Below are 12,020 nucleotides of genomic sequence, written 5' to 3'. Positions count from 1 at the left end.
CAAGGGTTCGCCCTGCAGCGCCGAAGGAGTACGTATGAATCAGGGATACACGCCCGTTGTCCGCCGACGCCTGCTCCCGGCCGGCCTGGTCGCTGCGCTCGTGCTGTCGGTGCTGACGATCGCACACGTTGTGTCGCCGCCCCCTGCGGGCGCAGCATGCGCGTCGTCGTCGGGCGCCGCCGTGGGCGGGACGGTCGAGGGCGAGGACGGACGGTTCATCTCGGCACAGGTGTCCATCGAGATCTTCACCTCGAGCGGCCAGAAGATCGGCATGGACGGCTGCCCCATGGGCGGCGGGTATGCCGCGCTCGACCTCGTCAACGAGAAGAGCTCGTGTTGCCTGATCCTTCCCGCATCCGGGAGCACGAGCACGCCGTACCACGACGGAACCCGCAGCTGGGACCTCGAGAAGTCGTGGCGGATCGACGGCCTGCCGACGAATGCGCACACGGTGTGGATCGAGACGTACACGAAGAAGGTGGGCGGACAGCCGAACTCGGACACGAGTCGGTACGGGCACACGATCCGCCGACCGGTGCCGGTCGGCAGCGTTGCGGTCGACATCGTCCAACCCCTGCGGTGCGGTGCCACGGGCAACGGGATCACCGGTTCGACCGGAGAGATCTCCGGGTCCGTGTACGACAACGGTCGTCGCGTCACCGCGAGCCGTGTGAGCGTGTTCGCCACCGGGTCCGACGACGGCAACGGCGGTTCCATCCTCAGCTTCAACGTCTCCGGCTCGCATCCGTCCGGCGGCTACGACATCGACGCCCTTGCACCGGGCACGTACTCGATCTTCGTCACCGCGAGCGGGATCACCCGCCGCTTCGACAACGTCAACGTCAGCGATTGTGGGACCACGGTGCACCCGGTCGCCGTTCGTGGCTCCGTTCCTCGCGTGATCGGCGACCCGGTGAGCGGCGACTGGGACGGCGACGGTGATGATGAACCGGGCGTCTGGGACGATGGCACCTGGTACCTGCGGTCGGATGCCGGATCGGTGGCGAGCACGCTCCCGACGTTCTCCTACGGCGTCTCGGCCGGCGACATCCCGGTCGTGGGTGACTGGGATGGCGATGGGGACGACGAGCCCGCGATCTTCCGGCGTGGGACGTGGCATTTCCGGTCGGATGCCGGGCCGAGTGGGCGCACGGTTGCGCAGGTCCGTTATGGCGTCTCGCCCGGCGACATCCCGGTCGTGGGTGACTGGGATGGCGATGGGGACGACGAGCCCGCGATCTTCCGGCGTGGGACGTGGCATTTCCGGTCGGATGCCGGGCCGAGCGGGCGCACGGTTGCGCAGGTCCGTTATGGCGTCTCCGCCGGCGACATCCCCGTCGCAGGAGACTGGGATGGCGACGGTGCGGATGAGCCGGCGATCTACCGGAAGGGGACCTGGCACTACCGATCGACGGCGTCGACGTCCGGCCGCACCATGGCCACGGTTCGCTATGGCGTGAGCGCCGGCGACCGACCGCTCGGTGGGCAGTGGGACCGCGACCTCGCGGACGAACCGGCCATCTACCGGGCAGGCGAGTTCCACCTCCGTGGATCGGCGTTCGGGACCCAGTCCACGATCTTCCGGTACCGGTTCCCCGACGCCTGACGCTGTCACGGCAGCGCCTCACGCCTCGACGGTCGCTCCGGTGCGTCGGGTGGGGTGAGGTAGGTTCCGACGGCACTCGAAACACGACAGCGTGACCTCTCCGGAGCCGCTGGACATCGGAGGAACGTGGGCCATGGCCGCTGCTGAACCTCGGCCGGAGTGGCCGTCGACGACGTTGCCGACACCGGGCGACACCCCCAACGTGCTCGTGGTGCTCTTCGACGACGTCGGCTTCTCGGACTTCGGTTGCTACGGCAGCGAGATCGCCACGCCGGCCATCGACGCCATCGCCGCCCGTGGACTCCGCTACTCGGGATTCCACACCACCGCGATGTGTTCGACCACCCGCGCGGCGCTGCTCACTGGCCGGAACCACCACAACGTCGGTGTCGGATGCCTCGCCAACTTCGACAGCGGCTATCCCGGGTACCGGGGCAAGATCGCCCGATCCGCCGGTACCGTCGCCGAGCTGGTGAAGCCCTACGGCTATCGCTCGTACTTGACGGGGAAATGGCACGTCACGCCGCTCACCGAGACCGGCCCCACCGGCCCCTACGACGGGTGGCCGCTCCAGCGTGGGTTCGACCGCTTCTACGGCTTCCTCGACGCCGAGACCGACCAGTACGCGCCCGAGTTGGTCTACGACAACCATCACGTCGATCCTCCGGGAACCTTCGAGGACGGCTATCACCTCTCGATCGACGTCGTCGACAAGGCCATCGAGTTCCTCAAGGACCACCGTGCCGGCGCACCTGATGCCCCGTGGCTCACCTGGGTCGCGTTCGGCGCCTGCCACGCTCCCCACCAGGCGCCCCGGGAGATCATCGATCACTACGAGCCGATCTTCGCCAAGGGGTGGGACGTCACCCGGCAGGAGCGACTCGATCGCCAGATCGAGATGGGCGTGGTCCCGGCCGGGACGCGACTTCCCCCTCGCAACGACAACGTCAAGGCCTGGGACGAACACCGCGCCGACGAGCAGCGTGTCTTCACCCGCCTGCAGGCGGCCTACGCAGCGATGCTCGACCATGCCGACCGTCAGATCGCTCGCCTCATGGCATTTCTCGAGGACTCGGGCATGGCCGACGACACGTTGGTCCTCGTGCTCTCCGACAACGGAGCGAGCCAGGAAGGTGGTCCGGCGGGATTCGTGAACGCCATGGGCCCGTTCAACGCCCAGCCCGAGTCGATGGACGACAAGCTCGCTCGCCTCGACGACATCGGGGGGCCGGGCACGCACTCGAACTTCCCGTGGGGCTGGTCGATGGCCGCCAACACGCCGCTCAAGCGCTACAAGCAGAACACTCACGGTGGCGGGATCCGCGACCCGCTCGTGGTCTCGTGGCCGGCGGGCATCGCCGCCAGGGGAGAGGTGCGCGACCAGTTCTGCCATGCCAACGACGTGGTCCCCACCTTGCTCGACGTGTTCGGTCTCGACCTGCCGGCGTCGATCGCCGGCGTCGAGCAACAACCGCTCGACGGCGCCTCGTTCCGTGCGACCTTCGCGTCGCCGGATGCCCCGCCGCCCAAGTCGACCCAGTACTTCGAGATGTTCGGTCACCGCGGCGTGTGGCACGACGGGTGGAAGGCCGTGGCGTATCACCCGCCGTACAAGGCGTTCGAGGACGACCGGTGGGAGCTCTACCACCTCGACGCGGACTTCTCCGAGGTCCACGACCTGGCGGCCGACGAACCCGAGCGGCTCGCCGCACTCCAGGAGCTCTGGTGGGAGCAGGCGCGGGCCAACAAGGTGCTCCCGCTCGACGACCGGTTCGCCGAGCGGTTCGCCGAGAACGCCGAGCGTCACCGTGGCGGCCGGACCCACTACGAGTTCTGGGCCGGCATGGGACACGTGCCCAGCGACGCTGCCCCGGACCTGCGGAGCCGCTCGTACCGGATCACGGCCGAGGTCCTGGAGGCCGGCGAAGGGGTCCTCCTCGCCCACGGCGACGAGACCTCCGGCTACTCGCTCTACGTGAAGGACGGTCGCCTGGTTCACGACCTCTCGGTCGGCGGGCACCACCAGGTGGTGACGTCGGACCGTCCGGTGCCGGAAGGGCCGTCGACCCTCGGCTTCTCGCTCGATCGTGAGGCCGCCTACGGCGGTGCGGCCAAGGGGATCGGCACGTTGTGGATCGACGGGGACGCGTGTGGGACCTTCGAGACCGACCGCATTTTCGTGGTCACCATCTCGTGGAGCGGACTCGACATCGGCCGTGACCGGGTCTCACCCGTCTCGGACTATGCGGCCCCGTTCGCATTCACCGGCAGTCTCCGCCGGGTGACCGTCGACCTCGTCGACGACCAGGAACTCGATCACGAGGCCGTCGGGCGCGCCGAGACCGCCCGGGAGTGACCCGGACGGTCTCGGACGGTTGGGGGACGAGTCGCCGTCGAATCGGTGTCAGTACCAGTGGGCCCGACCGCCGACCGCACGACCGGTGGATCCGACGACGGCCAGCACTGCGCCGACGATGACGAGGATCACGCCGATGGTGGTCAGGATCGGGATCCCGATCAGGACGCCGACGATGGCGAGGATGATTCCGGTGATGATCATGGTCCCGTACGTACCCAGGGGTTCCGACGGTCAGACCAGATCTGTCGCTCCGTTCGGCAGATTGCGTGGAATCGCCGGATCGCCCTGCGATCTGCTGGGCTTCGGGCCATGACGCATCTCGCGATCGACGACTCGCTGGTCGCCGACGTGCTCCGAGCGATCGGGGTCGAACGGAACGCCGACGTCGAGCAGGTCGTGGACGCATTCCGCGGGTGGCTTCCGGCAGGCAGCACCGCCAAGTGGGACGCGATCGACCGGGCCGAGACGCCACCCGGCGCCGTCCCGGAGCAGGCCCTGGTCGACCGGCTCGACGGCTCGCTCGCGTCGTGGTCGTGTTGGCCGTACTGCACCGGGCTCGGAGCGGTGCTCGCGGCGCAGGGACACGACGTGCGGATGGCGGTGGAACACCTTCGGGCCGGCGCGCAGGTGCCACTCGTCGACTACCACTCGGTGCTCGTCGTCGACGGCGAACTGGTCGATGCGTACCTCGGACCGTCGGCACCGGTCGCCCCCGGCGCGGACGTGACCCGACCCGACGCGTGGGCGGCCTGGGTCCCGGGTGCTCGTCCCGACCATCTCGGGACCCGAGGAGGGAGTTCGATCTTCCGGTATCGACAGCTGGCGGATCATCTCGACGAGCGGGACATCCGAGCGTTCTGCTCGATCTCGGTGACCCACAGCGGCGTCGGTCGTCGACGTACTGCGCACTGGCTCCGCGGCGGACGGCTGTGGTTCGTGCGAGAGGACGACGACGGATCGGCCGCGCTCCGGGTGACCTCGGGCGACGGGGGGCCGTTCACCCAGACCCGTCCTGTCGTGGCCACTGGTCGGTATGACGATCTCGTCCGCGCGATCGACGACCCGGAGGCGGACGCTTGAGCACGTCGACCACGGTTCCGTTCTCCGACCTCGAGCAGGTGCGCGGCCGAGAGATCACTGCGGCCAAGCGTCGGGCGACCGCACTGTTGGCGCTCGTCGCGATCGCGTTCGTCGTCGCGGTGCTGACCACCGACGACGAGGGGAGCGCTGCGTACCTACGCGCCGGTCTCGAAGCGGCGATGGTCGGTGGTCTGGCCGACTGGTTCGCCGTCGTCGCCATCTTCCGGCATCCGCTGGGGATCCCGATCCCGCACACCGCGGTCATCGTGCAGCGCAAGGACGCGTTCGGCGAGACGCTCGGCGAGTTCGTGCAGCAGAACTTCCTCAACGCCGAGACCGTCGGCGAGCGGGTCAGGGCGATCGGTGTGTCGGACCGGGCGTCAGCCTGGGTGATCGATCCGGAGCACGCGCAGAAGGTCGCAGGCTACGGAGCTGAGCTCGCGGTCCGTCTGGCCGACGTCGTCAAGGACGACGACCTGCTGCACATGGCCGAGCACGAGGTACGTGCCCGCATCGAGCGACTCGACGTTGCGCCGTTGGCCGGCCGCCTGCTCGAGATCGTGACCGAGGAGGGTCGTCATCGCGAGCTGGTCGACTCGGTCCTCCGTGGGCTCGACCGTTTCCTTGAGGAGAACGAGGCCCTCCTCCGAGAACGGTTCACGCACGAGTCGCCGTGGTGGGTCCCCGACGTGATCGACGATCGGATCTTCAACCGCTTGCTGGTCGGCGTGCGGGCGATCATCCAGGGCGACACCATCGGCGGCTCCGACGAGCTCCGCGAACGGATCGACGTCGTGGTCGCGCGCATCATCGACCGCCTCGAGCACGACGATGTGTGGCGAGCACGAGCGGAGGTGCTCCGCGACGAGCTGCTCGACCATCCGGCGTTGCGGACGTTCATCGAGTCGCTGTGGGCCGACCTCAAGGAGACGCTGCGCGAGCAGGCCGCAGATGACGGCTCGGTCCTCCGCGGTCGCTTGACCGATCTGGTGGTGTCCGCCGCCACGAGGTTCCGGGAGGACGAGGCGTTGATGCGTCGGGCCGACGAGGTCGTCGAGTCTGCCGTGGGAGCCGTCATCGAGACCTTCGGCGGCGAGATCACCAACTTGATCTCGTCGACGATCGGGCAGTGGGACGGCGAGGAGACCGCCGGCCGTCTGGAACTCCTCCTCGGGAGGGACCTGCAGTTCATCCGCATCAACGGGACGATCGTGGGCGGACTCGCCGGTCTGGCCATCCACGGTGTCGCCGACGTGCTGGGCTGACGCCTCGGCAGCCCGGTCGTCAGACTGCTGCGGACTCCGTGGTGGGCCGACCCAGGGTCACGATGTCACGAAGCAGCAGAACGGAGCAGGCGACCACTGCCGAGCCGCAGGCCAGCACGATGACCAGCGATCCGAGTCCGAGATGGTCGTACGCCGTCTGCCACCGGTCGATGACGGTCACGTCCGTCTCCTCACGCCAGGACCTCGTCACGATCCGGTCGAGTCGGATCAGAAGGTGGAGGAATGACGCCGTGGCCAGGAGAGCGCAGACTGCGCCGGTCACCCGATTGCCGAGCGCCCGCAGCGCGATCGCGACGGTCAGGCCGATGACCCAATACGTCGGGAACAGATAGCGGGCATGGGGGAGACCTCCACCGAGCACGTGACGCCCGAATCCTGCGATCGTGATGAGCACGCACGCGACGGCCAGCAGCGCCAGTTCCACGCGTCGTCGGCGCTCGGTTCGAGCGACGCGGGCGAAGAACAGTCGGAAGAGCACGTAGGCCGCAGCACAGAGGACGACGATGCAGAGGGGGATCACGGCGTTGCGTGCCAGTTGGGTGCTGGTGCTGGTCATGTAGCTGTCACCGCGAATGGTGGTGAGCGTCGCTGCCAGCACGAGACGCCAGTTGTCGAACTGGAAGAGCCAGTCGGTCGGCACGGCCTTCCGACCCAGCATCTCGAAGAGCGCGTCGCTGGCTGTGGCATCGCCGTAGAGACGCTGGTTCCGCAGGTAGAACGGGCCGGCGATCGTCGCCATCGGCAGCCCGGTGACGAGCAGGAGCCGCGCCGAGGAGCGAAGTCGCTCCGGCCCTCTCGTCGAGTGGAGGATGCCCAACAGCGCCGTTCCCACGGCCAGGAGCGCGATGGGCAGCGCGCTGGCGCGCGTGAGGGCGGCACCGGTCGCGCAGATCGCGAGGTAGATCATCGGTCGAGCGGTGAGGCCGCGGCGGTGGATCCTGGCCCCAGCCCACAGCGCGCTCGTCGAGAGGAACAGCGCGAGTGAGTCGTTGTAGAGATTTGCGGTCTGGTACGCCAGTTCGGGGACGAGCGCCACCATGAAGGCGCCGAGGATCCACACCTGCGGTCGGTTCGGCACGAACTCGCTGATCAGCCCGACGGTCGCCAGGGCCGTGAGCGCGGCGAACCCGACGCTGAGCCACCTCGCGAGTCGGATCGCCGAGTCGGCTTCGGTGACGAGGTTCAGTCCGGAGACGAGCGGGCCCTCCAATGTGTAGAAGAGCGGAGGGTGGTTCGCCGTGTAGATGGATCGATTCGACTGGTAGGTGTACGGCCCACCCTGCTGGTCGTCGTAGATGGTCGGGAGGTCGCCGTCGACGAGTGAGTAGCCGTAGGCGATGTTCGACAGTTCGTCCGGCGTGAGCAACGACGTCACCGGGACGATCGTGGCGTACATGCCTGCGGTGGCTGCCAGGAGCCCCACGAGGAGCAGCGCGGCTCGTCGGACGACTCGACTCGTGTCCGGGTCGATCACGTCACGGGGTGTCGAGCAGGTCGTCGGCGGCCACGGCCGGCAGCACCCGTCCGGCGATTACGTCGCGCTCGGCTGCCGCCAGGCGCTCGCCGGCATCGGCCACGAAGCGCTCGACGAGGCCCTCGCGCAGCTCGGACCACAACCATCGGCGCAGCTGCTCTGCCCGCATCGGGGCGAGCGCCCCCGCCTCCTGCAGCGTCGTGCGGTGCTCCTGCACGGCATCCCAGACCTCGGTCAGGCCCGTGCCGTCGTACGACGAGGTGGAGAGGACGCGGGCCGTCCACGCCTCGTGCAGCGGTCGCATCAGATGGAGTGCGTGGCGGAGATCGCCCGCCGCCCGGTTGGCTGCGGGGAGCAGGTCGCCGTCGGCCTTGGTGACCACGACGAGTTCGGCGAGTTCCATGACCCCGCGCTTGATGCCCTGGAGGTCGTCACCGCCACCGGGGGAGGCCAGGAGGCAGAAGAGGTCGACCATGTCGGCGACGGCGGTCTCGGACTGGCCGACGCCGACGGTCTCGACGATCACGACGTCGAACCCCGCGGCCTCGCACAGCAGCATCGCTTCACGGGTCCTTCGAGCGACACCACCCAGCGTCCGTCCGGCGGGTGACGGTCGGATGAACGCCTCGGACCGCCGTGCGAGGTCTTCCATCCGCGTCTTGTCGCCGAGGATCGAACCACCCGACCGGCTCGACGACGGGTCGACGGCCAGGACCGCGAGACGGTGGCCGTCATCGATCACGTGGTTGCCGAAGGCGTCGATGAACGTCGACTTCCCGACCCCGGGCGCACCCGAGATGCCGAGTCGGATCGCCTTGCCGGTGTGCGGCAGCACGGCATGGATCAGTTCGACAGCCTCGCGACGGTGATCCTCACGCGACGACTCGACGAGCGTGATCGCCTTGCCGAGCGCCCGGCGGTCACCCTCGAGGAGCGCCTCGACCTGCACGCTCATCGGCCCGAGAACGGGGCGCGCACGACACGGCGCACCTTCCGCAGGACTGGTCGGACCGGGCCGAGCGACTGCTTGAACTTCTCGTACACCGGGACGAACGCCGCTCCCCACGTCATGCTGGGCTCGACGCTGTCGGCGATGTCGACCGAGACGTCGAGGGGATGACCGTTGAGCCTGGTGATGAGGTCACGACGACGGCGTCGGCGGCGCAGCGTCTGCAGTTCCGCGAGCGAGGGCGCACAGCGAGGTGTGGCGATGCCGGGGACCTTCGCGGTCCAGGTGACCAGCCCGTACCCCGCTTCGAATCCCATCGTCGACTCGTGCTCACGGGGGACGATCGTCTTGACGCTCACGTCGCGTCCGGCCTCGATGATCGGGCCGAGGTCGACCTCGGGCGTGGTCGGACCGGACCACGTGCCGGTCTCGAGCGTGTGCGCCCACGACTCGGTCACGTTGACGTCGACCTCGAAGCCGACGCTGGCGAGCAGGTCGCCCAGGTCCCAACCGAACCGCCAGAAGACCGGGGTGTCGTCACCGTGGAACTCGGGGGTCGACGGCGGGATCGTGCGGGGCTCCACGAGCGGGACCTGGATGACTGCGACCCCACCGGGTGCGAGGACCCGATGGATCTCGGACAGGGCGGTGCAGGTGTCGGGCACGTGCTCCAGGACATGGGAGGTCAACAGGACGTCGAGCGAGTTGTCCGGGAGGTCGATGGCCTGCAGGTCGATGCGAACGTCCGCCTGGTGGGCGCGGCGGTCGTAGTCCGAGCCCCGGTATCGGAGGCGTCGGACCATCAGGTCGCGGTAGCGGGTGCCGAGGCGGGGGCTGGTCTCGATGACCTCGGCCCACTCCATCGGGGCCCAGTTCTCGACCCAGGCGCGATGGAGGAAGCGCTCGCGGGCGATCGACCCGCACCCGGGACAGTGGTTGCCTTCCGGATGGGGGCCGGATCCGTATCCGGGACCGGTCCACCGGCAGATGGTGCAGTACGCCCCGACGGTGGGGACGGCGTGCGGCGTCCACGGGACCACGTCGTGGTCGCTGAATGGTGGCGTCATCGACGGTGGCGCCGGCTCACAGCAGGTCGAGGACCTTGCCGGCCGCGTCGAGGATGTTGGTCCCCGGACCGAAGATGGCGGCCACGCCTGCCTCGGTCAAGAAGTCGTAGTCCTGGGGCGGGATGACACCACCGCACACGACGATGACATCGTCGGCGCCTGCAGCCCGGAGCTCGTCGATGAGCGTGGGGACCAGCGTCTTGTGGCCCGCGGCCTGCGACGACACGCCGACCACGTGGACGTCGTGCTCCACGGCGTCTCGGGCGACCTCTTCCGGCGTCTGGAACAGCGGGCCGACGTCGACGTCGAAGCCGAAGTCGGCGAACGCCGTGGCGATGACCTTGCCCCCACGGTCGTGACCGTCCTGGCCCATCTTGGCGACGAGCATGCGGGGACGGCGGCCGTTGGCCTCGGCGAACGCGTCGACCCGGGCGAGGAACGCCGCGTAGGCCTCGTCGTTCTCGTAGGCCGCGCCGTACACGCCGTGGATGCTACGGACCTCGGCCTTGTGGCGACCGAACACGGCCTCCATGGCGTCGCTCATCTCGCCGACGGTCGCTCGCGCTCGAGCGGCGTTCACGCAGAGTTCGAGCAGGTTGGCGTCTCCGGCGGCGCCGTCCTTCAGCGCCAGCAGGGCAGCGTCGCAGGCCGCCTGGTCGCGCGAGGCTCGGACCTCCTCGAGCCGCTTGACCTGCGACTCACGCACGGCGGTGTTGTCGATGTCGAGCACGTCGACCATCTCGACGTTCTCCGGCACGTACTTGTTGACGCCGACGATGACGTCTTCGCCACGGTCGACACGGGCCTGCCGCTTCGCTGCCGACTCCTCGATGCGCAGCTTGGGCATGCCGGCCTCGATCGCCTTGGTCATGCCGCCCATCGACTCGACCTCCTCGATGAGTTCCCACGCCTTGTCGGCCAGGGCAGCCGTCAGCGATTCGACGTAGTACGAGCCGGCCAGCGGGTCGATCACCTGGGTCACGTCGGTCTCGTCGCCGAGGATCAGCTGCGTGTTGCGTGCGATGCGGGCGCTGAATTCGGTGGGGAGCCCGAGGGCCTCGTCGAAGGCGTTGGTGTGCAGCGACTGGGTGCCGCCGAGCACGGCCGACATGGCTTCGTAGGCAGTCCGGATCACGTTGTTGTACGGATCCTGCTCGGTGAGCGACACCCCGGAGGTCTGGCAGTGCGTCCGCAGCATCATCGACTTGTCGGTCTTTGCGCCGAGGTCCTTCATGACCTTGGCCCACAGGAGACGGGCGGCGCGGAGCTTGGCGACCTCACCGAAGAAGTTCTGACCGATGCAGAAGAAGAAGCTCAGCCGCGGAGCGAAGGCGTCGATGTCGAGGCCCGCGGCCTGGGCGGCCCGCACGTACTCCATGCCGTCGGCGATGGTGAACGCCAGCTCCTGCTCGAGCGTCGCTCCGGCTTCCTGCATGTGATAGCCGGAGATCGAGATCGAGTTGAACTTGGGCATGTTCGTCGCCGTGTACCCGATGATGTCGGCCACGATCCGCATGGAGGGCGCCGGCGGGTAGATGTAGGTGTTCCGGACCATGAACTCCTTGAGGATGTCGTTCTGGATGGTCCCGGCGAGTTGGTCCTGGCTGACCCCCTGCTCCTCGGCGGCGACGATGTAGTTGGCGAGCGTGGGCAGCACGGCGCCGTTCATGGTCATCGAGACCGACATCTGGTCGAGCGGGATGCCGTCGAAGAGGATCTTGGCGTCCTCGACCGAGTCGATCGCGACACCGGCCTTGCCGACGTCGCCGACGACGCGGGGATGGTCGGAGTCATAGCCACGGTGGGTGGCGAGGTCGAACGCCACCGACAAGCCACGCTGACCGGCGGCGAGGTTCTTGCGGTAGAACGCGTTGGACTCCTCGGCGGTCGAGAAGCCGGCGTACTGGCGCAGCGTCCATGCCCGGTTGGTGTACATCGTGGCGTAGGGGCCACGGAGGTAGGGGGCCTGGCCGGGGAGCCCGCCGAGGTGCGTGAGCCCCTCGAGGTCGTCCTCGGTGTAGATCGGCTTGACCTCGATGCCCTCCGGCGTGGTGCGGGTCAGGTCCTCGAGCGGCTTGCCGCGGAGCTCCTTGGTGGCCGCATCGGCCCACGCAGAGACGTCGGCGAGCGGGAATCCGGCAGAGTGATCGACCATGCGGGCAGGCTACGGCTCGTCGGTGACCGCGAACCAACGACGGT

9 protein-coding genes are annotated in these 12,020 nt (G+C 68.6%); 4 read left to right on the top strand and 5 right to left on the bottom strand.

The annotated features are described in order from the left end of the window. The first annotated feature begins 34 nt into the window (after nucleotides 1-34). Both AB8619_RS12725 and AB8619_RS12720 read left to right on the top strand, forming a co-directional pair. Nucleotides 35-1,606 (top strand): hypothetical protein, encoded by a 1,572-nt coding sequence (locus AB8619_RS12725; RefSeq protein WP_436793004.1) that lies wholly within the window; start codon nucleotides 35-37, stop codon nucleotides 1,604-1,606. Between the two features lie 133 nt (nucleotides 1,607-1,739). Beyond that, nucleotides 1,740-3,962: an arylsulfatase gene (locus AB8619_RS12720; RefSeq protein WP_436793003.1), complete on the top strand. Its 2,223-nt coding sequence runs from the start codon at nucleotides 1,740-1,742 to the stop codon at nucleotides 3,960-3,962. Nucleotides 3,963-4,010: 48 nt separating this feature from the next. Here the strand turns inward: AB8619_RS12720 and AB8619_RS12715 are convergent, their stop codons facing one another. Then, a complete protein-coding gene (locus AB8619_RS12715) occupies nucleotides 4,011-4,166 on the bottom strand; it encodes a hypothetical protein (RefSeq protein ID WP_436793002.1) in 156 nt (51 codons plus the stop codon). Nucleotides 4,167-4,274: 108 nt separating this feature from the next. On the opposite strand from AB8619_RS12715, the gene AB8619_RS12710 reads away from it, so the two are divergent. Both AB8619_RS12710 and AB8619_RS12705 read left to right on the top strand, forming a co-directional pair. Beyond that, entirely contained in the window at nucleotides 4,275-5,045 is a 771-nt protein-coding gene (locus AB8619_RS12710; protein WP_436793001.1) for a hypothetical protein, read from the top strand. Then, complete coding sequence (locus tag AB8619_RS12705) at nucleotides 5,042-6,310, top strand: DUF445 domain-containing protein (protein ID WP_436793000.1); 1,269 nt, start codon at nucleotides 5,042-5,044, stop codon at nucleotides 6,308-6,310. The genes AB8619_RS12710 and AB8619_RS12705 overlap by 4 nt, the downstream gene beginning before the upstream one ends. A 19-nt stretch (nucleotides 6,311-6,329) precedes the next feature. On the opposite strand, the gene AB8619_RS12700 is transcribed toward AB8619_RS12705, so the two are convergent. From AB8619_RS12700 to scpA, 4 genes are read right to left on the bottom strand one after another with little or no spacing between them, the layout of a single operon-like run. After that, the gene (locus AB8619_RS12700; RefSeq protein WP_436792999.1) at nucleotides 6,330-7,805 is read right to left on the bottom strand and encodes a hypothetical protein; all 1,476 of its coding nucleotides are present in this window, start codon (nucleotides 7,803-7,805) and stop codon (nucleotides 6,330-6,332) included. A 1-nt stretch (nucleotide 7,806) separates the two neighbouring features. Continuing rightward, entirely contained in the window at nucleotides 7,807-8,760 is a 954-nt protein-coding gene (gene meaB, locus AB8619_RS12695) for a methylmalonyl Co-A mutase-associated GTPase MeaB (RefSeq protein ID WP_436792998.1), read from the bottom strand. Then, nucleotides 8,757-9,821, bottom strand: a complete 1,065-nt coding sequence (locus AB8619_RS12690) for a class I SAM-dependent methyltransferase (RefSeq protein WP_436792997.1) — start codon at nucleotides 9,819-9,821, stop codon at nucleotides 8,757-8,759. Before AB8619_RS12690 ends, meaB begins: the two co-directional genes overlap by 4 nt. Before the next feature lie 16 nt (nucleotides 9,822-9,837). Beyond that, the gene (gene scpA / locus AB8619_RS12685) at nucleotides 9,838-11,976 is read right to left on the bottom strand and encodes a methylmalonyl-CoA mutase (protein WP_436792996.1); all 2,139 of its coding nucleotides are present in this window, start codon (nucleotides 11,974-11,976) and stop codon (nucleotides 9,838-9,840) included. Nucleotides 11,977-12,020 lie beyond the last annotated feature (44 nt).

Origin of the sequence: Actinospongiicola halichondriae (genome assembly GCF_049103745.1) — a bacterium.
GTDB lineage: Bacteria > Actinomycetota > Acidimicrobiia > Acidimicrobiales > Salinilacustritrichaceae > Salinilacustrithrix > Salinilacustrithrix halichondriae.
This window is presented reverse-complemented; position numbering and strand designations above follow the sequence as displayed.

Bases quoted from the DNA above. Each gene is read 5' to 3' on its own strand.
- scpA (WP_436792996.1), bottom strand. From the start codon at position 11,976: ATGGTCGATCACTCTGCCGGATTCCCGCTCGCCGACGTCTCTGCGTGG.
- AB8619_RS12725 (WP_436793004.1), top strand. From the start codon at position 35: ATGAATCAGGGATACACGCCCGTTGTCCGCCGACGCCTGCTCCCGGCC.
- meaB (WP_436792998.1), bottom strand. From the start codon at position 8,760: ATGAGCGTGCAGGTCGAGGCGCTCCTCGAGGGTGACCGCCGGGCGCTC.
- AB8619_RS12690 (WP_436792997.1), bottom strand. From the start codon at position 9,821: ATGACGCCACCATTCAGCGACCACGACGTGGTCCCGTGGACGCCGCAC.
- AB8619_RS12715 (WP_436793002.1), bottom strand. From the start codon at position 4,166: ATGATCATCACCGGAATCATCCTCGCCATCGTCGGCGTCCTGATCGGG.
- AB8619_RS12710 (WP_436793001.1), top strand. From the start codon at position 4,275: ATGACGCATCTCGCGATCGACGACTCGCTGGTCGCCGACGTGCTCCGA.
- AB8619_RS12720 (WP_436793003.1), top strand. From the start codon at position 1,740: ATGGCCGCTGCTGAACCTCGGCCGGAGTGGCCGTCGACGACGTTGCCG.